Origin of the sequence: Micromonospora sp. NPDC005254, assembly GCF_042872525.1 — a bacterium.
Taxonomy (GTDB): domain Bacteria; phylum Actinomycetota; class Actinomycetes; order Mycobacteriales; family Micromonosporaceae; genus Micromonospora.
Genome location: NZ_JBIAKM010000002.1, coordinates 84,646 through 103,910, shown reverse-complemented (window position 1 = coordinate 103,910; position 19,265 = coordinate 84,646). Strand labels below are relative to the sequence as shown.

Here is a 19,265-nt window from a genome sequence, read left to right as displayed (position 1 = left end):
GAACCTCGACCGCCCGGAGGCGTTCCCCCATGTCCAGCTACCAGGCGGTGCTGTTCGACTTCTTCGGCACCCTGACCCGTTCGGTACAGCGCGGTGCCGCGCACCTCGGCACCGCGGAACTGCTCGGCTGCCCCACCGACACGTTGACCGAGGTGCTGGACCGCACCTACTACGAACGGGCCAGCGGCCGACTCGGCAACGCGGAGGCGACCCTGCGGTGGGTGTGCGCCCAGGCCGGCGTACACCCCAGTGACCGTGCGCTGCGGGCGGCGGTGGCGTCCCGGCACCGGGCGATCCGCGCGGACACCCGGCTGCGGGCCGACGCGGTGCCCGTCCTGGCGGCGCTGCGCCAGCGCGGCCTGCGCACCGGCGTGGTCAGCGACTGTACGCACGAACTGCCGGCCTTCCTGCCGCAGCTCGCGATCGCGCCCCTGCTCGACGTGCGGGTCTTCTCCGTGCAGGTCGGACGCTGCAAGCCGGACGCGGCGCTCTACCTGACCGCGTGCCGTCGGCTCGGGCTCGCGCCGGACGAGTGCCTGTACGTCGGCGACGGCGGCAGCCAGGAGCTGACCGGCGCCGAACGGGCCGGGATGACCGCCGTGCGGCTGGCCGCGCCCGACCTGGCCGAGCACATGGTGTTCAACGCGGACCGGGAATGGCGCGGCCGCACGCTCGGCACCCTGCGCGAGGTGCTCGACCTCGCGGGCACCGCCGTGGGGGTCGCTGCCGTCGGGGTGGGTGGTCCGACGGGCTGACCGGCCGGGCGGCGGTCAGCGGCGGCGGACCCGGTGCAGGCGGAACGGCTTGCGGGTGGCGCGGACCGCCGGAGTCTCCCGAGGCTGCTCGGCCTGCGCGTCGGACGGCAGGCCGGCGCCGGTCAGCGGCTCGCCGGCCTGGACGAGTCGGTTCACCGCGCAACCCTCGGCGGCCCAGCGGGCCACCAGATCGGCGGTCGGGCCGGGCGCGTTCAGGCGCTTGGCCGCCACCAGCGGCGCGGTGGTGTCCCACGCGTCGGTGCCCGGTGCCAGCCGGGTCACCCGGGCCGGCCAGGTGACGATCCGTCCTCCGTGGTCGCCGCGCAGGGTGACCTGCGCCTCGGTCGCGTCGGCCAGCCCCGGCGCGGCCTGCTCGCCCGGCCCGCTCACCACGAAGAGCGCGCCCTCCAGCGGCGCGCACCAGAGCGCGAGCGCCGGGCCACCGGACACGCTGACCCAGGCCACCGCGGCCTTCTTCATCGCCTCGTCGACCAGCGGCGTGCCACCGGAGGCATCCTCGTCCGTCACACCCGCATTCTCCCGCATCGGCACCGTCACTCAGCCCACGAACGGCGGCACGGCGATCTCGCCCCGGGCCACCGGCATCACCTGACCGGCGACTGTCGCGCCGACGGCCACACCGTTCGCCGCGGTCACCGTGCAGGCCAGCGCGGATGGGCGGTTCATCTCGATGCCCTGGCGCACCGCGTAGTGCGCCAGACCCTCGCCCGGCAGCAGGCCGGTCGCCACCAGCCAGACTCCGAGCCCGAGCGCCGCCGAGCCGGTCGCCGGGTCCTCCGGAACGCCGAGCCCCGGCACGAAGACCCGGGCGTGTGCGGTTTGCGTGCCGGCGTCCCAGGAGAAGACGCTGACGTGCGCCACCCCGTACCGTTCCGCTGCCGCCGGGTTCACCCGCGCCCTGGCCACCGCATCCGGACGGACCGGCAGGTAGGGAAACTCCAGCCCGCAACCGGCCACCCGAGGGGCGGGCCCGGCATGGTCATGGTCGTCCGCGACCAGCCCGGCGATCTCCAGCAACGGCTCCGGGTCCAGCTCGGGGCCGAGGGTGGGGCTGCCTCCGGTGAGCGTCGCCCCGGTCGCGGTCACCTCGACCGGCAGCACACCCGCGCCGCACTCCTGGGTGACCTGCCCCACACCGAACATTCCGCGCCGACTCGCGGTGACCGCCGCGCCGACACTCGGGTGCCCGGCGAACGGCAACTCTTCGGCCGGAGTGAAGATGCGGGCCCGGTAGGTGGCCCCCACCTGGGTCGGTGGCAGCACGAACACCGTCTCGGAGAGGTTGAACTCCAGCGCGAGCGCCTGCATCTGCTCGGTGGCCAATGCCTCCGCGCCGAACACCACGGCCAGCGGGTTGCCGGCGAACGGGCGGTCGGTGAAGACGTCCACGATCTCGTAGGCCAGGGTCGACATGTTGATAAACACTAGGCGCTTAGGCTGGTGCCCGTGAGCACGCCGACCCGGGTCTACATCGCCCGCCTCGCCGGAGTCGCCGTCTTCGATCCGAACGGCGACCAGGTGGGGCGGGTCCGTGACGCCGTGGCACGGCTGCGGGCGACCAAGCGGCCCCCCGAGGTGGTGGGTCTGGTCGCCGAGATGCCGATGCGCCGACGGATCTTCCTGTCCATCAACCGCATCACCTCGATCGACGCGGACGCGGTGGTCCTCGGCTCCGGCACTCTCAACCTGCGGCGCTTCGAGAAGCGCCCGAACGAGCTGCTGGTGCTCCAGGAGCTGCTGGACCGGCGCGTACAGCTCGAACCGGGCGGCCAGCCCGGCTCGGTGGTGGACGTCGCGATGGAGTGCACGCGCGGCGGCGAATGGTCGCTCAGCCGGGTCGCGGTCCGCGAGCAGACCGGCCGGCTCACCCGCCGCGGCCACCTGCACCAGGTCGAGTGGGACCGGGTGCGCGGGCTCAGCGGCATCGCCGACAACCGGGGTACGGCGAACCTGCTCGCCGTCCTGGAGGACATGCGCCCGGCCGACCTGGCCAACGCGCTACAGGACCTGCCCGACGCGCGGCGCAACGAGGTCGCGGCGGCGTTGAACGACGAGCGGCTGGCCGACGTGCTCAGCGAGCTGCCGGAGCACGACCAGGTCGAGATCCTCGCCGCGCTGGACCGGGAACGGGCCGCGGACGTGCTGGAGGAGATGGACCCGGACGACGCGGCGGACCTACTCAACGAGCTGCCCCCACCGGAGCAGGACGTGCTGCTGGACCTGATGGAGCCGGACGAGGCCGACCCGGTACGGCAGCTGCTCAAGTACACCCCGGGCACGGCGGGCAGCGTGATGACCTCGGAGCCGGTCATCCTGCCGCCGGACGCCACCGTCGCCGAGGCGCTGGCGCGGATCCGGGAACCGCAGCTCTCCCCCGCCGTCGCCGCCCAGGTCTTCGTGACCCGGGCCCCGCAGAACACCCCGACCGGCCGCTACCTGGGCATGGTGCACTTCCAGGCGTTGCTGCGTGAACCGCCGGCCGACCTGCTGGGCAAGGTGGTGGTCAACGACATCGACCCGCTGCGTCCCACCACCCCACTACCGGAGATCACCCGCCGGATGGCCACCTACGACCTGGTCGCCATGCCGGTGATCGACCGCAGCAACCGGCTGGTCGGCGCCGTGACGGTCGACGACGTACTGGACCACTCGCTGCCCCGGGACTGGCGCGACCGGGACGCCCTGGCCGCCCCGGGCACCTCCGACGCGGCGCTGGACGGCGACGGTGGCTGAGCAGCGGCGCACGGAGCGGCTCGACCAGCCCCGCGAGCCCCGGGGCATCAAACTCCCCCGGTTCGACGCGGAGGCGTTCGGTCGCTGGTCGGAGGGCATCGCCCGGGGCATGGGCACCGCGAACTTCATCGTCGTCATGACCGTGGTGATCGCGATCTGGTTCGGCTGGAACACCCTCGCCCCGGCCGAGCTGCGCTTCGACCCATACACCTTCACGTTTCTCACGCTTGTGTTGTCGTTGCAGGCCAGCTACGCCGCGCCGCTGATCCTGCTGGCCCAGAACCGGCAGGCCGACCGGGACCGGTTGGCGCTGGAGGAGGACCGGCGGCGGGCCACCGCCCAGAAGGCGGACACCGAGTACCTGGCACGGGAGATCGCCGCGCTGCGGATCGCCCTCGGCGAGGTGGCCACCCGCGACTTCCTCCGTTCCGAGCTGACCCGGCTGGCCGAGGAGCTGGACGAGGCGGGGCAGCGCCGGCAACGCCTGGAGCGCCGGCAGCAGGAGAAGGACAGCCAGCAGGAGCGGCGCGCGCAGCGGGCGACCGACGGCCTGGGTCTGGACGAGCCGCGCGACGACCTGGACGGGGACTTCGCCCGCGACGCCCGGCCCGACCGCTGATCAGCGGTTCGGGTTCGCTCATCGTTTGGCTCACACCACTGTCGGCCAGCGGTCGGATCGGATGCCCCGCGACGTAGCATTGCGGGCATGTCAGCACCCGTGAGCACGGTCGAGGACGCGATCCAGGCCGCCCTGGCCACCGTCAACGACCCGGAGATCCGCCGGCCCATCACCGAGCTGGGCATGGTCCGCTCCGCCACGGTCGGCGCCGACGGCGTCGTACGCGTCGAGCTGCTGCTCACCGTCGCCGGCTGCCCGCTCAAGGACAAGCTGCGCACGGACATCACCGCTGCCGTCGCGGCGGTGCCCAGCGTGACCGGCGTGGAGATCGACTTCGGTGTGATGAGCCCCGAGCAGCGGCAGTCGCTGCAGTCGCAGCTGCGCGGCGGTGGCGCCAGCGAGGAGCCGGTGATCCCGTTCGCCCAGCCCGGCTCGCGCACCCGGGTGTACGCGGTGGCCAGCGGCAAGGGTGGTGTCGGCAAGTCCAGCGTGACGGTCAACCTGGCGGCGGCGCTCGCCGCCCGTGGGCTCTCCGTGGGCGTGGTCGACGCGGACATCTACGGCCACTCGGTGCCCCGGATGCTCGGCGCGGACGGCCGACCGACCCGCGTCGAAGACATGATCATGCCGCCGCAGTCGCACGGCGTGAAGGTCATCTCGATCGGCATGTTCACCTCGGGCAACGCGGCCGTGGTGTGGCGCGGCCCGATGCTGCACCGGGCGTTGCAGCAGTTCCTGGCCGACGTCTACTGGGGCGACCTGGACGTGCTTTTGCTCGACCTGCCCCCGGGCACCGGCGACGTGGCCATCTCGCTGGCCCAGTTGCTGCCCAACTCGGAGATCCTGATCGTGACCACCCCGCAGACCGCCGCCGCCGAGGTGGCGGAGCGGGCGGGTGCGATCGCCCTGCAGACCCACCAGCGGGTGGTCGGTGTCATCGAGAACATGTCCTGGCTGGAGCTGCCGGACGGCTCCCGGATGGAGATCTTCGGCGCCGGCGGTGGCACGGCTGTCGCCGAGTCGCTGAGCCGGACCATCGGCGCCCAGGTGCCGCTGCTCGGTCAGATCCCGCTGGACACCCGGGTCCGCGAGGCCGGCGACGCCGGCACCCCGATCGTGCTGGCCGAGCCGGAGTCCCCGGCCGCGCAGGCGCTCGGCACGATCGCCGACCGGCTCGCGCTGCGCCGCGAGTCGCTGCTCGGCAAGCCGCTCGGCCTCAAGCCCGCCGGGCGCTGAGTCCCCCGGATCGACGACGCCCCGCCGGCCACTCGGGCCTGCGGGGCGCGCTCGTCTCCGTACCGGGTCGGTCAGGTGGCGTCGTCGTAGCTGACCCGGGGGGCCGGCGCCGGCGAGGCGCCGGTGGCCGTGCCGGACCGGGAACCGTTCGACCGCGGGTCCGCGGCGTTGGCCACGTCCTTCAGCTCGTCGTGCACGCCGCTGACGTCCGCGCGCAGGTTGTCGTAGACGCCCTGCATGGGCTTGCGGATCGCCGCCTCGTCCTCCTCGCTGAGGAGGTGCTTGCGGATGAAGGCCTTCGGGTGCAGATCCTCGAGCTGGATGTCGGTGCCCAGCTCGCGACTGAGGTCGCCGGTGGCGTTGCGGGCCATGTTGCGCAGATTGCGCACCATCCGCAGGCCGTCGTTGATCACGGCAGGCAGCCGGTCACCAAAGATCAACAGCGCCAGGAGCAGCAGCGCCCCGACTTCCCACATGTTCAGGTTCTCGAACATCCCGCGGGCCTCCTCTCGGCGTCAGCAGCAAGACTACGCACGTCGGACGGTTTTCCGGCAGGGGGTGACCCGCTGTTCACTTGGCATCCGCGGCGAGGGTCACCGACGTGTTCTGCCGAGCGGCCCCCCGCCGGAACTCGACGGTCACCACCGAACCCGGAGCGAACTTGCGGACCAGGGCGATCAGGTCGGTCGGCTCGGTCATCGGCCGGCCGTTGAGCTTCAGGATCACGTCGCCGACCTTCAGCCCCGCCCCGGCCGCCGGCCCGGAGGGCTCCACGGCGGCCAGCCGTACGCCGCCGTTGGCACCCGCGCCCGGGCCGCCGACCTGGGCGCCGATGACCGTACGCCGGGCCTTGCCGGTGCCGATGATGTCCTGGGTGACCCGCTTGGCCTGGTTGATCGGGATGGCGAAGGCGAGCCCGATGTTGCCGGCCTCCTGCCCCTCGGCCACCAGCGACTTGATGGTGGAGTTGACCCCGACCACCCGCCCGGCGCCGTCGACCAGCGGGCCGCCGGAGTTGCCGTGGTTGACCGCGGCGTCGGTCTGGATGGCCGCGTAGTAGCGCACCGGGCCACCCGGCTCGCCGGCCTGCATCGTCCGGTCCAGGGCGCTCACGATGCCGGCGGTGACCGTGTTGGCCAGCGACAGGGGTGAGCCGATGGCGAGCACCGGGTCGCCGACGGCAAGCGCGTCGGAGTCGCCGAACTCCACCGGTCGCAGCCCTGTCCGGTTCACCTTGATCACCGCGATGTCGGACTCCGGGTCCTGACCGACGACGGTCGCCGGAGCGGAGGTGCCGTCGTTGAAGATCACCGAAGCCTTGCCGTTGCTGCCGGCCACCACGTGGTCATTGGTGATCACGTGACCGTCGGCGCTGGCGATGAAGCCGGAGCCCTCGCTGGTCCCGCCCAGGCTGCTCACCCGGACGGTGACCACGCTGGGCAGGACACGTTCGGCGACTCCGGCCAGTGACTCCGGCTTGCGCTGGGCCAGCACCGGCGGCTCCGCGGCCTGCGCGCCGAGCACCGTGCCGGCGGCGCCACCACGCACCGCGAACGCGTAGCCCAGCGCGCCACCGAGGGTGCCCGCCAGCAGCGCGGTGATCACCGGGATGAGCAGCAGGTGACGCAGCGTCGGTCGGCCCGGCGCGTCCGGGTCGGTGACCGGCTCGGGCTCGGTGCCGGCCGCCACCACCCCGGGCACCACCACCGCGGCGGGCGCCGCCGGGTCACGCCACGGGTCGCCGAGCGCGTCGGACCACCAGGGCGACGCACCGGCCGCAGCCGCGGGCGCGGTGTCGCTCCCCGGCGTGGTCGGCGGCCCCGTCGGTGGGGCCCCTGCCCCGGGCGGGCTCGCCGGAGCCGGAGTCTCACCGCCCCGGCGCCAATCCCAGCCGTCGGTCACGTCGGTGCCTCCCAGTCCGTCCCCGGATCCCGCGCGGCGTCGCCCGGCCACGGTTCGGCGCGGTCGAGGCTGACGGAATACCGCTTCCAGGATTGCACGGATGCGCGCGGTGGAGTCAGCGGTTGCCTCCGGCGATCGCGAGGGGACGGAGGCGCGGCTGCGCCTCCCGCCGGTCGCCTCTACGCTCACAGTGCCAACCCGCCCCCGCACCACGCACCGCCCGGAGGTGCCCCATCGCCACGGTCGCCGGTTCCGGCAGTTCGACGACCCAGGCTCAGCAGTTCGCCGAGTCGTACGTGACCGAGGATCTCGTCCTACGGACCGCCCGCAGCCTGGCCCACGAGGTGGGCCTCGACGCGGTCACCCCCGGAGCGGGTGCGGCGCTGCGGCTGCTGGCCGCGGCCGGTAACGCCCGCGCGGTGGTGGAGATCGGCACCGGCACGGGCGTGAGCGGTGTCTGGCTGCTGCGTGGCATGCGCGCCGACGGCGTGCTCACCACCATCGACGTGGAGGTGGAGCACCAGCGGATCGCCCGGCGGATCTTCACCGAGGCGGGCTTCGCCGCCGGCCGTACCCGGATCATCACCGGTCGTGCCCTGGACGTGCTGCCGCGGCTCGCCGACGGGGCGTACGACCTGGTCTTCGTCGACGCCGAGGCGACCGGATTCCACGCCTGCGTGGAAGCGGCGCTGCGGTTGCTGCGCCCGGGCGGCGTGCTCGCGCTCAACGGCATGCTGGCGCACGGTCGGATCGCTGACCCATCCGCCCGGGACGCGGAGACGGTGACGGTCCGCGAAACGATCAAGGCGGTCCGGGAGTCGGAGCACTGGATTCCCGCGCTGCTCCCGGTCGGGCACGGGGTGCTCGCCGCCGTGAAGTGCTGATGGTCAGTCGACGCCGGCCAGCCAGCGCAGCAGGGAGCGGACACCCCAGCCGGTCGCACCGCGGGTGAGCTCGGCCTGGTCGCCATCCGCCCAGGACGGGGCGGACATGTCCAGGTGCAGCCAGCGATCCCGGAGGTCGCCGGTGAACTCGCGCAGGTAGAGCGCGGCCGTCACCGATCCGGCGCCCTGCGCGGGCGCGCTGTAGAGGTCGGCGATCTCGCTGCCCAGGTACTCGACGTAGTCGGTGTGCAGCGGCATCCGCCAGGCCGCCTCGCCGGCCGCCCCGATCGCGGCCAGCAGGTCGGCGGCGAGCTCGTCGTTCTCGCTGTAGAGGGCCGCGGTGCGCTTGCCCAGCGCCACGGCGTTGGCGCCGGTGAGGGTGGCCAGGTCGATCAGCAGATCGGGCTTGAGCTGCCGCACCGCGTACGCCAGGGCGTCGGCGAGGACCAGCCGGCCCTCGGCGTCGGAGTTGGTCGTCTCGCTGGTCGTCCCGCCGTAGTGCCGGATCACATCGCCGGGGCGGAACGCCGAGCCGCTGACCATGTTCTCGGCGAGCGGGGCCAGGGTGGTGACGCGGACCGGCAGGCGCAGCGCCGCCGCGCCGAGGGTGGCGGCGACGACCGCCGCCGCGCCGGCCATGTCCTTGCGCATCAGCTTCATCGCCGGCACCGGTTTGATCGAGATGCCGCCGGTGTCGAAGGTGATGCCCTTGCCGATCAGCACCACGTGGGTGCGCGCGTTCGCGGGATGCCAGTCCACCTCGACCAACCGGGGGCCACTGGCCGATCCGCCGCCCACGGCGAGGATCCCACCGAAGCCCTCCGCGGCCAGCTCGGCCGGGCCACGCACCGTCAGGCGCAGGTCCGGCAGGTCGGCGGCGGCGGAGGCCACCTGGTCGGCGAACCACTGCGGGGTCTTCACCGAGGAGGGGGTGTTGGTCAGATCGCGGGCGAGACGGGTCATCGCGGCGGTGGTCCGCGCCGTGGCCACGGTGCTCTCGTACGCCGTCGGGTCGGCGAGCAGCAGATCGACGCCGGCGAGCGCGGGCGGGTCGTCGGCGTCGGTCAGCCGGAACCGGTACGAGGCGAGCAGCAGCCCCTCGGTCAACCCACGGACCGCGTCGGGGGTCACCTCGGCCGGCAGCGCGATAGTGATCTGCGTCTCATCTGCCGCCGAGCGGGCCAGAGCAGCGCCGGCAGCCCGCCAAGACGACTCCCCGCCGTCGCCGATACCGAGCAGCACCAGCCGACCAGGGCTGCGCCCGGGACGCAGGTGGGTACGGATCTCGCCGGCCCGGCCGCTCAGTCGGGCGACCGGCACCAGCGCGGCAGCCTCCTCGGCGGTGCCGTCCGGCGGCGTCACGGCGGTGGGCGCCAGCTCCGCCGGGGGGTCACCTCCCGCCGCACCTCCCGCCGCCGGATCGGTGGGGCGGACGGGCAGGACGAGGACGTCGAGCCTGTCGGGCTCGGCGAGCGGACGGATGGCGAGCACGCGGAACCGTACCTCCAGGAAATGTCGCAGAGTGGGACCGAGCCATCGCCCGCCCACGCCGATGAAGACCCTGAGCCACCGGCGAATCCGGTGGCTCAGGGTCCAAGGAACGCTCCGAGCGGCGTACGCCGTCCGGGTCGCTCCTCACTCAGCCGGCGGCTGCCTTCAACGCGTCACCGAGCGCGTTGGCCTCGTCGGGAGTCATCTCGACGACGAGCCGGCCACCGCCCTCCAGCGGGACCCGCATGACGATGCCCCGACCCTCCTTGGTGACTTCCAGCGGACCGTCGCCCGTCCGCGGCTTCATCGCCGCCATGTTGTCTCCCCTCAGACCTACACCAGGGTCGGTGGGTTGCCCCACAGCCACTTCGTCACGACCTCCCGCAACTCTCGCGGGGGTGTCGACAGACGATTTTCCCTGATGAACACCGCCGGACCCAAACCGGAGCAGCATTGATGTAACAGCATCTAGCTTATCTTGAGAAGGCCTGTCACAATGTGCGGTCATGCAGGCACGGTCGGCTCTCTTCGACCTGTACGGCGACCACCTCCGACCGAGGGGTGGCCGGGCACCGGTCGCCGCCCTGGTCAAGCTACTGGCGCCGTTGGGAATCGCGCCGCCCGCCGTTCGCACCGCCGTGTCCCGGATGGTGCGTCAAGGCTGGCTCGACCCGCTCCGGCTGGCCTCCGGACCGGGATATTCGATCACACCAAAAGCCGCCCGACGACTCGACGAGGCGGCGGCCCGGATCTACCGAACCGGTCGGGTCACCTGGGACGGCCGGTTCGATCTGCTCGTGCTCGACGCCCCGGGTTCCAGGCGGGACCGGCAGCGACTCGCCGCCACCCTCAGCTTCCTCGGCTACGGCACGCTCGACGAGCAGACCTGGGTGGCGACCCGGCCCGCCGAGGACGTCGACCTGTTGCTGGCCGAGGCCGGCATCCGGTTCGAGCGGTTCACGGCCTCGCACTTCTCCGGCACCCCCGGCGCGATGGGCGTCGTCCGCCGCGCCTGGGACCTGGCCGAGATCGGCCGCGCGTACGAGCGGTTCGTCGCCGACCAGCGCCCCCTCCTCGGCGCGGTCACCGTGCGCAGCAGCGACGAGGAGGCGTACGCGGCCCGCTTCCGGCTGGTGCACGCGTGGCGTACCTTCCTGTTCCGGGACCCGCAGCTGCCCCCGGCGCTGCTGCCCGAGCGCTGGCCCGGCACCGCCGCCGCCAGCTTCTTCGACCGGCACGCGGCCCGCCTGCGTCCGGCCGCCGACCGGTACGTCGAGCAGTGCCTCGACGCCGGCAACCGCATCGTTCGACAGAAGGGTCGTTAGACACGTGACCGAGCCGTTGCTCGTCGACCGGACCGACGCCGTCGTCACCCTCACCCTGAACCGGCCGCAGGCGATGAACGCGCTCGACCTGGCGCTGAAGGAGGCGCTGCGGGACACGCTGGCCGAGCTGGAGACCGACCGGTCCTGCCGGGCGGTCGTGCTGGCCGGGGCCGGTGGAGCGTTCAGCGCCGGGCAGGACCTGCGCGAGCACGTGGCCACCCTGGGCAACTCCTCCGCGCCGCCGCTGGACACCGTGCGGGCGCACTACAACCCGATCGCCGCCCGGCTGGCCAACCTGCCCAAGCCGGTGGTGGCCGCGGTTCGCGGGATGGCCGCCGGCGCCGGCGCGTCGCTGTCCTTCCTCGCCGACATCCGGATCGGCGGCCCGAGCACCAGCTTCCTGATGGCCTTCGCCAAGGTCGGCCTCGCCGCCGACACCGGCGCCTCCTGGACGCTGCCCCGACTGGTCGGCCACGCCAAGGCCGTGGAGCTGCTGATGCTGGCCGAGCCGGTCCGCGCCGAGGAGGCCTGCCGGCTGGGGCTGATCACCCGCCTGACGGACGACGACGAGCAGGTGCTGCCTGTCGCGCAGGACCTGGCGGCCCGGCTCGCCGCCGGCCCCACCGTCGCGTACGGGGCCATCAAGCGGCAGCTCTCGATCGCCGACGCCGGCACGCTCGCCGACGCTCTCTCGGCCGAGGCGCAGGCTCAGGCGATCTGCGGTGCCACCGCCGACCACCGGGCGGCCACCCTCGCGTTCGTCGCCAAGCAGAAACCGGTCTTCGAGGGACACTGAACGCGATTCGCACCCCGCCCTTACCGTCCTCGTACGCGGGCCGCCTAGCGTCGGACCGCATGAGCGATCGTGAAGCGGTGGCGCACCTGCTGCGTCGGGCCACCTTCGGGCCGACCGCCGACGAGGTGGACGCGGCCGAGCGGGCCGGGCCGGCGGCGACCCTGGACAACCTGCTCGCCCCCGGGCGAGCCGACCGGGGCGCCGCGGCCACCCCGCCGCCGACGCTGCCGGCGGACCCGTACGCCGCGCTGACCAAGGAATCCACTCGCGAGCAGCGGCAGAAGGCCAACGCCCAGCGCCGAAAGCAACTCCAGCAGGTGACCCTCTGGTGGCTGGACCGGATGGTCGCCGCCGAGGACGGGCTGACCGAGAAGCTGCTCTTCTTCTGGCACGGGCACTGGGCGACCAGCGCGCAGAAGGTCAAGTCGGCGCGGGTGATGCTGGGCCAGTTGGAGACACTGCGCCGCCACGGGCGCGGGCCGCTGGCCCCGCTGGTCGCCGCGATGGTGCGCGACCCGGCCCTGATCATCTGGCTGGACGGGCAGAAGAACACCCGCAAGGCGCCGAACGAGAACCTGGCGCGCGAGCTGATGGAGCTGTTCACCCTCGGCATCGGCGCCTACACCGAGGCCGACGTGAAGGCCGGCGCGCGGGCGTTGACCGGCTGGGTGGTGGACCGGCGCACCGGCGTCGCCCGTCTCGAGGCCAAACGGCACGACCCCGGGGAGAAGACGATCCTGGGACAGACCGGCCGCTTCGACGCCGAGGCGTACGCCGGGCTGCTGGCCGCCCAGCCGGCGGCGGCGACGTTCGTGGCCGGGCGGCTCTGGTTCCGCTACGCCGGCACCGACGTCCCGGCCCCGGACGGCCTGGCCGGCGCGGACACCGTCGCCACCCTGCGCACGCTGTTCTCGTCGCCGGCCTTCGCCCAGACCCGGGGCACCCTCGTGAAGCAGCCGGTGGAGTGGATGGTCGGCGCGCTGCGACAGCTCGGCGTCCGGCCCTCCGCCCTGCCGGAGCAGCAGCGCAAACAACTGCTCTCCGGCCTGAACGCGCTGGACCAGGTGCCGCTGCGGCCGCCCAGCGTGGGCGGCTGGCCGGCCGGCGCCGCGTGGCTGACCACCTCGTCGTTGCAGGCCCGGCTCCGGATGGCCGGGATGCTGGCCACCGCGGCCACCCCGGCGGTGCTGGCCCGGCTGACCGCCGCGCCCGTCGCCGGCCGCCCGGACGCTCTGGCCCGGCTGCTGGTCGTCGACGGCTGGGGCGCCCGGACCCGGGCCGCCCTCACACCGTTGGCCGGCGAGCCGCGCAAGCTGCTGGCCGCCGGCCTGGTCAGCCCCGAATACACCGTCAGCTGAGCGGAGGAGTCGAGAAGTGGACACCCTGACCCGACGCAAGTTCCTGCTCACCAGCGGGGTGGTCGGCGCGGGCGCGCTGGCCGCCGGCGCCGGCGCGTACGGCCTGCGGGACCTGCTGGACACCGCCGGAGACCGTGATCCGCAGTCGCGCACGCTGGTGCTGGTCACCCTCTACGGCGGCAACGACGGCCTGAACACCGTCATCCCGTACGGCGACCCGGCCTACCGGGCGGCCCGCCCGGAGCTGGCGTACCCCGACGGCGAGCTGCGGCGCCTCGACGACGATTTCGCCCTCAACCCGGCGCTGGCCGGGCTGCACCAGCGCTGGTCGGGCGGCGGGCTCGCGATCGTGCGCGGGGTCGGCTACCCGAAGCCGGACCGCAGCCACTTCCGGTCGATGGACATCTGGCACACGGCGCAGCCGGACCGGCCGGGCAACACCGGTTGGCTCGGCCGCTGGCTGGACGGGGCGGGCGGCGACCCCCGGCTGGCCGTCTCGTTCGAGCCGGCGCTGCCGCCGCTGCTGGCCGGGGCGCACAGCGCGGGCGCCGCCGTGCCGGTGACCGACCGCAAGGCCGCCAAGGGGCTGTCGGCGGAGACGCTGAAGGCGTTCTCCGCCGCCGAGGCGGGCGAGTCGGCGGCCCGGGGCCGTGCCGCCGCCTGCTTCGCCGACCTGCGGTCGGTGGACGAGATGATCCGCCAGGTACGCGACTCCGCCGCCGCGGAGGCGGACGACCCGGACGGCGAGCAGGCGCCCGCCACGGCCACCGGCGGGGCACGAACCCCGCTGGACGCGCAACTGGACCTGGTCGCGCAGTGTGTGGAGGCGAACGTGTCCACCCGGGTCTTCTCGGTGTCGCTGGGCGGCTTCGACACGCACGCCGACGAGAAGCAGTTGCAGGCCGTCCTGCTGGGGCAGCTGGACCGGGCGTTGACCGCGTTCGCCGACCGGATGAGTCGCAGCGAGGCGGGCCGGAAGGTGGTGGTGGCGGTCTACTCCGAGTTCGGCCGTCGGGTCCGGGCCAACGCCTCGGACGGCACCGACCACGGCACCGCCTCCGACATGCTGCTGCTCGGCGCGGGGGTGCGCGGCGGCTGGCACGGGGACGCGCCCAGCCTCACCGACCTCGACGACGGCGACCTGAAATACACCACCGACTTCCGGGACGTCTACGCCACGCTGCTGGAGCGGGTGCTGGACACCGACCCGGGCCCGGTGCTGGCCGACTGGCGGGGGCGACTCGACAAGCTGGTCTAATCGTCCTCTTCCGGGTCCTGGTTGGCCTCCGCGCCCAGCACGAACGCCTGCATGGCCAGTTCGTCGCCGGCCGGTGACACGAAGGCCGGCAACTCGCGCGGCCCCAACTCCTGCACGTACGACCAGAACAGGCGCACCGCCTCGGCCGGCGTGCCGGCCTCGATCGGCAGGTCGAGGCTGACCAGCCAGGTGCGCCGCGCCGGGGGCGGGCCGAGCTGGTCGGCCAACGCCCGGAAGGCGGCCGGCTCCAGTGCGGTGACCGGCCCGTCGAGGGTGAGCAGGTCGGTCGGCACCGGCTCGTCGAAGGCCCGCCGGGTGTACGTCACGACGAGCGTCCCCGGCTCGACGTCGGACTGCGGATCGTCCGGATCCTCGGAGTGCCGCTGCGTCGGCGCCGTGACCCGGCCGAGGGCCACCAGTCGCGGCGGCGCGTCGGCCAGCACCGCCACCCGGTCACCGGGGCCGGGACGCCCGACGTCGGTCAACCCGGTCAGCTCCAGCGAGTCGTGGTGCACGAGCCGCTCGGCCTCGTAACGCTCCGGGGGCAGCAGCACGGCCCAGGTGCCCGGCCCGTCGGCGTTGCCGGCCGCACCGGCCCGGTACGCGGTCTCGGTCGTCATGCCTGCCATCCCATCACGCCGCCGTTCAGCGGGTGACGTGACAGCCGACGATGTGATCGTCGACCATCCCGGTGGCCTGCATGAGGGCGTACGCGGTGGTCGGGCCGACGAACCGGAAGCCGCGCTTCTTGAGTGCCTTGGCCATCGCCGTCGACTCCCCGGTGATCGGCGCCAGCTCGGCGAACGAGGCGGGGCGGGCCGGCCGGCGCTCCGGCGCGAATGACCAGAGCAGCGTGGAGAGCCCCTCGGGCAGCTCCAGCGCGGCGCGGGCGTTGGCAATCGCGGCCTCGATCTTGGCCCGGTTGCGGACGATGCCGGCGTCGGCGAGCAGCCGGGTCACGTCGGCCTCGCCGTAGTCGGCCACGGTCGCGATGTGGAACTCGTCGAAGGCCAACCGGAACGCCGGGCGTTTGCGCAGGATGGTCAGCCAGGACAGGCCTGACTGGAACGCCTCCAGGGTCATCCGCTCGTAGAGCGCGTCGTCGCCGCGCAGCGGCCGCCCCCACTCGGTGTCGTGGTAGACGACGTAGTCCGGGGTGCTCGCCCCCCAGGCGCAGCGGGCCAGCCCGTCGGCGCCGATCACCAGGTCACTCACGTCGCCCACGCTAGGCCATCGCACCGACAGCCCATTGCCACCGGCCACTTCGCTGCCTATCGTGCTTGTTACCGACCGGTAGGTCAGGGTCACCCAGCGGGGCGTCCCCGGCCGACGACGGCGAGTGGAGGCGGCGCGATGAAGGAATTTCCGGACGTCATCGCCTGGTCGATCCCGGCCTTCCTGCTGCTCATCGTGTTGGAACGGGTCTCCTACCTGCTGCACCGCGACGACGACGAGGTCGGCTACGGCGGCGCGGACACCGCGACGAGCCTGGCGATGGGGCTCGGCAGCGTCTTCACGGACCTGCTCTGGAAGGTGCCGATCGCCGCCGCGTACGCGCTGCTCTACGCGCTCACCCCGCTGCGGATCGCCGCCCTCTGGTGGAGTTGGCCGCTGATCCTGCTGGCGCAGGACTTCTGCTACTACTGGTCACACCGGGGCCACCACGTCATCCGGATCCTCTGGGCCTCGCACGTGGTGCACCACTCGTCGCAGCGGTTCAACCTCTCCACCGCGCTCCGGCAGCCGTGGACCGGGCTGACCAGCTGGGTTTTCTACATCCCGCTGATCCTGGCCGGCGTACACCCGGCGGTCGTCGCGTTCTGCGGCTCGGTCAACCTGCTCTACCAGTTCTGGATCCACACCGAGCGCATCGAGAAGATGCCGCGCTGGTACGAGTTCGTCTTCAACACCCCGTCGCACCATCGGGTCCACCACGCTTCCCAGGGCGGCTACCTGGACCGCAACTTCGGGGGCATCCTGATCGTCTGGGACCGGCTGTTCGGCTCGTTCGCGGCCGAACGGGAGCGCTGCGTCTACGGTCTGACCAAGAACGTGGGCAGCTACAACCCGGTGCGGGTGGCCTTCCACGAGTACCTCTCGATCGCCCGGGACCTGCGCGCCGCCGTGACGTGGCGGCACCGCGTGGGGCATCTCCTCCGAGCGCCGGGCTGGCAGCCGGCACCGGGCGTGGTCAGGGCAGTCGGCCCTGCTCGACCAGACGGCCGAACCTCTTCAGCGCCTGGGTGAGGCCCAGCTTGGAGCCGGGCCAGAGCACCGGCCACGCCAGCCGGCCGGCCCGGCCGCCCGGCAGATGGAACCACTCGTGCCAGACGACCTGGGTGCGGGCCTGGCCGAGTGCGGTGCAGCGCAGGACACCCGGGCCGCGCAGCACCTGGCCGTGGTGCACCACGCCGATCTCGTACGGCTCGTCGACCCGGACCACCCGCATCTCGTCGCGCAGCGTCGCCCGGCCGAGCGCGGTCACCGCCTCGATCCGGCTGCCCTCGCGCCCGTCGCCCTCGACGACCCGCACCTGGGTGAACGGGATCCAGTCCGACTGCCGTTCCCAGGCGAGCAACGCGGCGAAGACCCGGGCCGCCGGGGCGTTGACGATGACCGTGGCGGTCACCTCACCGGCACCGGGTTGCGCCGCCTCCTGAAGATCGTCGGCGCCCTCCGGACCGGTCACGCCGACTCCGACCGAACCACCGCGCCGTGCTGCCCGACCCCACCGGCCAGCTCGTCCTCGGCCGGCTCGTCAGCCGTCCGATCGCCGTCGGTCGGCGTGCGGTCGCTCGAATCGCCGTCTACCGGCTTGTGCACGGTCGGCTCGCTGTCGGCGGGTCCGTGGGCCGGCTCGCCGTCGGCCGGCTTGTGCGCGGTCGGCGCGCCGTCGGCCGGTGCCACGCCGTCGGAGTCGGCCGCCGAGGAGGTGGGAGCGGGCAGGGCGTCGGCCGGCGACACCTCCGCATCCGACTCCGCCGTGGTCGCGCCCGGCACCGCCCCGGCGGCTTGCTCGCGGGCCTGGCGCAGCACGTCCGCGTCGTCGGTGCGGCCCTCGCGCAACGCAATGACCTCCGCCTCCAGGACGCCGATCAGCTCGGACTTGTAGCCGATGTCGTAGGCCGCACGGCGCATCGCCTGGTCGACCTGGGCCATCCGGTACCCGCGCAACCCGGTGTCGAAACGGACCGCGCCCACATCGGATTCCCGCAGTGGCCGGGTGCCCGGCAGCGGGATGGCCTGCGAATCCGGTTCGGTCGGCGCGAGGCCGGGATCCCGGCCACTGACCAACACCGTCACGCCGAAAACCACCGCCGCGACGGTCAACGCCACGACCAGGAGGAGCAGAAGCTGACCCATGCACTGATCGTGGCACGACAGCCGGCTGGGAGCGACCCCACCACCCCGATCGCGATCCACGCCCACGCCCGCCCCGCGCGTCGGCCGACCGACCGGCTAGCGTCGGTAGCGGCCGGAGCGGCGGCGACGGTGCGGACAGTCGGGAGGCGTCATGGCCGGGGCACTTCGGCTTGGTGGGCGGACGTTCGCCCCGGGTGAGCTGGTGGTGATGGCCATCGTCAACCGCACACCGGACTCGTTCTTCGACCGGGGCGCCACCTTTGCCGCCGACAGCGCGCTGCGCGCCGTCGAGCGGGCGGTCGACGAGGGCGCGGCGATCGTCGACATCGGCGGGGTCAAGGCGGGGCCGGGCACCGAGGTGGACGTGGCCGAGGAGATCCGGCGCACGGTGGACACCATCGCCGCCGTACGGGCCGCGTTCCCGGAGGTGGTGATCTCCATCGACACCTGGCGTGCCGAGGTGGCGACGGAGGCCGTGGCGGCGGGTGCGGACCTGCTCAACGACACCTGGTCGGGCGCCGACCCGGCGCTCGCCCGGGTCGCGGCGAGCACCGGCGCCGGCCTGGTCTGCTCGCACGCCGGCGGGCTGGCCCCCCGGACCCGGCCGCACCGGGCAGCCTTCGACGACGTGGTCGCCGACGTGGTCGAGACGGTGACCGGGCTCGCCGAGCGCGCGGTGGCGGCCGGGGTACGCCCCGACGGCATCCTCATCGACCCGGCGCACGACTTCGGCAAGAACACCCGGCACTCCCTGGAGATCACCCGCCGGCTGGACGAGCTGACCGCGACCGGCTGGCCGGTGCTGGTGGCGCTCTCCAACAAGGACTTCGTCGGCGAGACGCTGGACCTGCCGGTGGCCGAGCGGCTGGAGGGCACGCTCGCCGCGACGGCGGTCTCCGCCTGGTTGGGCGCTCGGGTGTTCCGGGCCCACCAGGTCGGGCCCACGCGTCGGGTGCTGGACATGGTCGCCTCGATCCGCGGCGACCGTCCGCCCGCGGCGACCCGGCGGGGTCTGGCCTGAGTCGCCCGGTCGGTGCGGCAACCGACGTGAACGGTCGGCGGAGCGGCACGATCGCCGGAGGTCGGGGCGCTCAGGTCCAGCGCAGGATGTTCCTACGCCAGGCGTAGAGGATGCCGAGGGCGAGCACCGCCACGAACACCGCCATCTCCACCACCGTGACCAGGCCGAAGCCCGGTCGGTCGAAGACCACCGCCCACGGGAAGAGGAACACCGCCTCGACCGCGAACAGTACGTACAGATAGGCGTACACGTAGTAGCGGATCTGCATCTGCGCCCAGTCGGCGCCGACCGGGTCGAGCCCGCACTCGTAGCTGGTCCGCTTGCCGAACGGCTCAGCCGGACGGGCGGGACGTAACACCCGGTTGGCCGAGAACGCCGTCACAAAGAACAGGACACTGGCGAGCAGCAGGAGCCCGAGCGTCGCGTACGAGCCCAGGTAACCGGTCACACCGGGAGCCTACCGCCCACCCGGACAGGCCGTCCCAAACACGTTACGGATTTGT

Annotated in this window: 22 protein-coding genes; 11 read left to right on the top strand and 11 right to left on the bottom strand. The window is 73.3% G+C overall.

Going from position 1 to position 19,265, the window contains the following annotated elements; translation table 11 throughout:
* Positions 1-29 precede the first annotated feature (29 nt).
* Positions 30-755, top strand: coding sequence for an HAD-IA family hydrolase (locus tag ACFYPR_RS06060; RefSeq protein WP_355066726.1), 726 nt, complete (start codon positions 30-32; stop codon positions 753-755).
* Positions 756-770: 15 nt separating this feature from the next.
* Here the strand turns inward: ACFYPR_RS06060 and ACFYPR_RS06055 are convergent, their stop codons facing one another.
* Both ACFYPR_RS06055 and ACFYPR_RS06050 read right to left on the bottom strand, forming a co-directional pair.
* Positions 771-1,301, bottom strand: a complete 531-nt coding sequence (locus ACFYPR_RS06055; protein ID WP_354855950.1) for a hypothetical protein — start codon at positions 1,299-1,301, stop codon at positions 771-773.
* 12 nt (positions 1,302-1,313) lie between these two features.
* Complete coding sequence (locus tag ACFYPR_RS06050; RefSeq protein ID WP_355066725.1) at positions 1,314-2,189, bottom strand: PhzF family phenazine biosynthesis protein; 876 nt, start codon at positions 2,187-2,189, stop codon at positions 1,314-1,316.
* A gap of 33 nt (positions 2,190-2,222) precedes the next feature.
* On the opposite strand from ACFYPR_RS06050, the gene ACFYPR_RS06045 reads away from it, so the two are divergent.
* The 3 genes from ACFYPR_RS06045 (at position 2,223) to ACFYPR_RS06035 (ending at position 5,364) form a co-directional block, all read left to right on the top strand.
* Positions 2,223-3,509, top strand: coding sequence for a magnesium transporter MgtE N-terminal domain-containing protein (locus ACFYPR_RS06045; RefSeq protein ID WP_354855952.1), 1,287 nt, complete (start codon positions 2,223-2,225; stop codon positions 3,507-3,509).
* A complete protein-coding gene (locus ACFYPR_RS06040; protein WP_234584336.1) occupies positions 3,502-4,128 on the top strand; it encodes a DUF1003 domain-containing protein in 627 nt (208 codons plus the stop codon). The genes ACFYPR_RS06045 and ACFYPR_RS06040 overlap by 8 nt, the downstream gene beginning before the upstream one ends.
* A gap of 87 nt (positions 4,129-4,215) precedes the next feature.
* Positions 4,216-5,364 carry an Mrp/NBP35 family ATP-binding protein gene (locus ACFYPR_RS06035; protein WP_355066724.1) on the top strand — a complete coding sequence of 383 codons (1,149 nt, stop codon included), beginning with the start codon at positions 4,216-4,218 and terminating at the stop codon, positions 5,362-5,364.
* Positions 5,365-5,435: 71 nt separating this feature from the next.
* Here ACFYPR_RS06035 and ACFYPR_RS06030 read toward each other — a convergent pair whose 3' ends face one another.
* The gene (locus ACFYPR_RS06030; protein WP_387258795.1) at positions 5,436-5,858 is read right to left on the bottom strand and encodes a preprotein translocase subunit TatB; all 423 of its coding nucleotides are present in this window, start codon (positions 5,856-5,858) and stop codon (positions 5,436-5,438) included.
* A 76-nt stretch (positions 5,859-5,934) separates the two neighbouring features.
* Positions 5,935-7,266, bottom strand: coding sequence for a S1C family serine protease (locus ACFYPR_RS06025; RefSeq protein ID WP_387178275.1), 1,332 nt, complete (start codon positions 7,264-7,266; stop codon positions 5,935-5,937).
* 296 nt (positions 7,267-7,562) lie between these two features.
* On the opposite strand from ACFYPR_RS06025, the gene ACFYPR_RS06020 reads away from it, so the two are divergent.
* Positions 7,563-8,150, top strand: a complete 588-nt coding sequence (locus tag ACFYPR_RS06020; protein ID WP_354855955.1) for an O-methyltransferase — start codon at positions 7,563-7,565, stop codon at positions 8,148-8,150.
* A gap of 3 nt (positions 8,151-8,153) precedes the next feature.
* Here ACFYPR_RS06020 and ACFYPR_RS06015 read toward each other — a convergent pair whose 3' ends face one another.
* Both ACFYPR_RS06015 and ACFYPR_RS06010 read right to left on the bottom strand, forming a co-directional pair.
* Positions 8,154-9,641: a leucyl aminopeptidase family protein gene (locus ACFYPR_RS06015; RefSeq protein WP_355066723.1), complete on the bottom strand. Its 1,488-nt coding sequence runs from the start codon at positions 9,639-9,641 to the stop codon at positions 8,154-8,156.
* Positions 9,642-9,789: 148 nt separating this feature from the next.
* Positions 9,790-9,957, bottom strand: coding sequence for a DUF3117 domain-containing protein (locus tag ACFYPR_RS06010; protein ID WP_007455245.1), 168 nt, complete (start codon positions 9,955-9,957; stop codon positions 9,790-9,792).
* 190 nt (positions 9,958-10,147) lie between these two features.
* Between ACFYPR_RS06010 and ACFYPR_RS06005 the strand changes: the two genes are divergently transcribed.
* Genes ACFYPR_RS06005 through ACFYPR_RS05990 form a run of 4 tightly spaced genes read left to right on the top strand, consistent with a single transcriptional unit; the run spans position 10,148 to position 14,378 of the window.
* A complete protein-coding gene (locus ACFYPR_RS06005) occupies positions 10,148-10,966 on the top strand; it encodes a PaaX family transcriptional regulator C-terminal domain-containing protein (RefSeq protein ID WP_007455243.1) in 819 nt (272 codons plus the stop codon).
* 4 nt (positions 10,967-10,970) lie between these two features.
* The gene (locus ACFYPR_RS06000; protein WP_354855957.1) at positions 10,971-11,762 is read left to right on the top strand and encodes an enoyl-CoA hydratase-related protein; all 792 of its coding nucleotides are present in this window, start codon (positions 10,971-10,973) and stop codon (positions 11,760-11,762) included.
* Between the two features lie 59 nt (positions 11,763-11,821).
* Entirely contained in the window at positions 11,822-13,120 is a 1,299-nt protein-coding gene (locus ACFYPR_RS05995) for a DUF1800 domain-containing protein (protein WP_355066722.1), read from the top strand.
* Between the two features lie 16 nt (positions 13,121-13,136).
* Complete coding sequence (locus ACFYPR_RS05990; protein WP_387258793.1) at positions 13,137-14,378, top strand: DUF1501 domain-containing protein; 1,242 nt, start codon at positions 13,137-13,139, stop codon at positions 14,376-14,378.
* Here the strand turns inward: ACFYPR_RS05990 and ACFYPR_RS05985 are convergent.
* The gene (locus ACFYPR_RS05985; RefSeq protein ID WP_355132631.1) at positions 14,375-14,998 is read right to left on the bottom strand and encodes a hypothetical protein; all 624 of its coding nucleotides are present in this window, start codon (positions 14,996-14,998) and stop codon (positions 14,375-14,377) included. The two genes, ACFYPR_RS05990 and ACFYPR_RS05985, sit on opposite strands and share 4 nt — an antisense overlap.
* Before the next feature lie 25 nt (positions 14,999-15,023).
* A complete protein-coding gene (locus ACFYPR_RS05980; RefSeq protein WP_355132629.1) occupies positions 15,024-15,593 on the bottom strand; it encodes a DNA-3-methyladenine glycosylase I in 570 nt (189 codons plus the stop codon).
* Positions 15,594-15,731: 138 nt separating this feature from the next.
* Between ACFYPR_RS05980 and ACFYPR_RS05975 the strand changes: the two genes are divergently transcribed.
* Positions 15,732-16,625: a sterol desaturase family protein gene (locus ACFYPR_RS05975; protein WP_355132627.1), complete on the top strand. Its 894-nt coding sequence runs from the start codon at positions 15,732-15,734 to the stop codon at positions 16,623-16,625.
* On the opposite strand, the gene ACFYPR_RS05970 is transcribed toward ACFYPR_RS05975, so the two are convergent.
* Positions 16,570-17,067: an SRPBCC family protein gene (locus ACFYPR_RS05970; protein ID WP_354855963.1), complete on the bottom strand. Its 498-nt coding sequence runs from the start codon at positions 17,065-17,067 to the stop codon at positions 16,570-16,572. The two genes, ACFYPR_RS05975 and ACFYPR_RS05970, sit on opposite strands and share 56 nt — an antisense overlap.
* The gene (locus tag ACFYPR_RS05965; RefSeq protein WP_387258791.1) at positions 17,064-17,741 is read right to left on the bottom strand and encodes a DivIVA domain-containing protein; all 678 of its coding nucleotides are present in this window, start codon (positions 17,739-17,741) and stop codon (positions 17,064-17,066) included. Before ACFYPR_RS05965 ends, ACFYPR_RS05970 begins: the two co-directional genes overlap by 4 nt.
* A 151-nt stretch (positions 17,742-17,892) precedes the next feature.
* On the opposite strand from ACFYPR_RS05965, the gene folP reads away from it, so the two are divergent.
* Positions 17,893-18,762: a dihydropteroate synthase gene (folP, locus tag ACFYPR_RS05960; RefSeq protein ID WP_387258790.1), complete on the top strand. Its 870-nt coding sequence runs from the start codon at positions 17,893-17,895 to the stop codon at positions 18,760-18,762.
* Positions 18,763-18,832: 70 nt separating this feature from the next.
* On the opposite strand, the gene ndhC is transcribed toward folP, so the two are convergent.
* The gene (ndhC, locus tag ACFYPR_RS05955; RefSeq protein WP_354855966.1) at positions 18,833-19,210 is read right to left on the bottom strand and encodes an NADH-quinone oxidoreductase subunit A; all 378 of its coding nucleotides are present in this window, start codon (positions 19,208-19,210) and stop codon (positions 18,833-18,835) included.
* Between the last annotated feature and the right edge of the window lie 55 nt (positions 19,211-19,265).

Coding starts and splice junctions, on each gene's coding strand:
- ACFYPR_RS05975 (WP_355132627.1), top strand. CDS start 15,732: ATGAAGGAATTTCCGGACGTCATCGCCTGGTCGATCCCGGCCTTCCTG.
- ACFYPR_RS06010 (WP_007455245.1), bottom strand. CDS start 9,957: ATGGCGGCGATGAAGCCGCGGACGGGCGACGGTCCGCTGGAAGTCACC.
- ACFYPR_RS06030 (WP_387258795.1), bottom strand. CDS start 5,858: ATGTTCGAGAACCTGAACATGTGGGAAGTCGGGGCGCTGCTGCTCCTG.
- ACFYPR_RS06050 (WP_355066725.1), bottom strand. CDS start 2,189: ATGTCGACCCTGGCCTACGAGATCGTGGACGTCTTCACCGACCGCCCG.
- ACFYPR_RS06035 (WP_355066724.1), top strand. CDS start 4,216: ATGTCAGCACCCGTGAGCACGGTCGAGGACGCGATCCAGGCCGCCCTG.
- ACFYPR_RS05965 (WP_387258791.1), bottom strand. CDS start 17,741: ATGGGTCAGCTTCTGCTCCTCCTGGTCGTGGCGTTGACCGTCGCGGCG.
- ACFYPR_RS06055 (WP_354855950.1), bottom strand. CDS start 1,301: ATGCGGGAGAATGCGGGTGTGACGGACGAGGATGCCTCCGGTGGCACG.
- ACFYPR_RS05995 (WP_355066722.1), top strand. CDS start 11,822: ATGAGCGATCGTGAAGCGGTGGCGCACCTGCTGCGTCGGGCCACCTTC.
- ACFYPR_RS06060 (WP_355066726.1), top strand. CDS start 30: ATGTCCAGCTACCAGGCGGTGCTGTTCGACTTCTTCGGCACCCTGACC.
- ACFYPR_RS06005 (WP_007455243.1), top strand. CDS start 10,148: ATGCAGGCACGGTCGGCTCTCTTCGACCTGTACGGCGACCACCTCCGA.
- ACFYPR_RS05985 (WP_355132631.1), bottom strand. CDS start 14,998: ATGACGACCGAGACCGCGTACCGGGCCGGTGCGGCCGGCAACGCCGAC.
- folP (WP_387258790.1), top strand. CDS start 17,893: ATGGCCGGGGCACTTCGGCTTGGTGGGCGGACGTTCGCCCCGGGTGAG.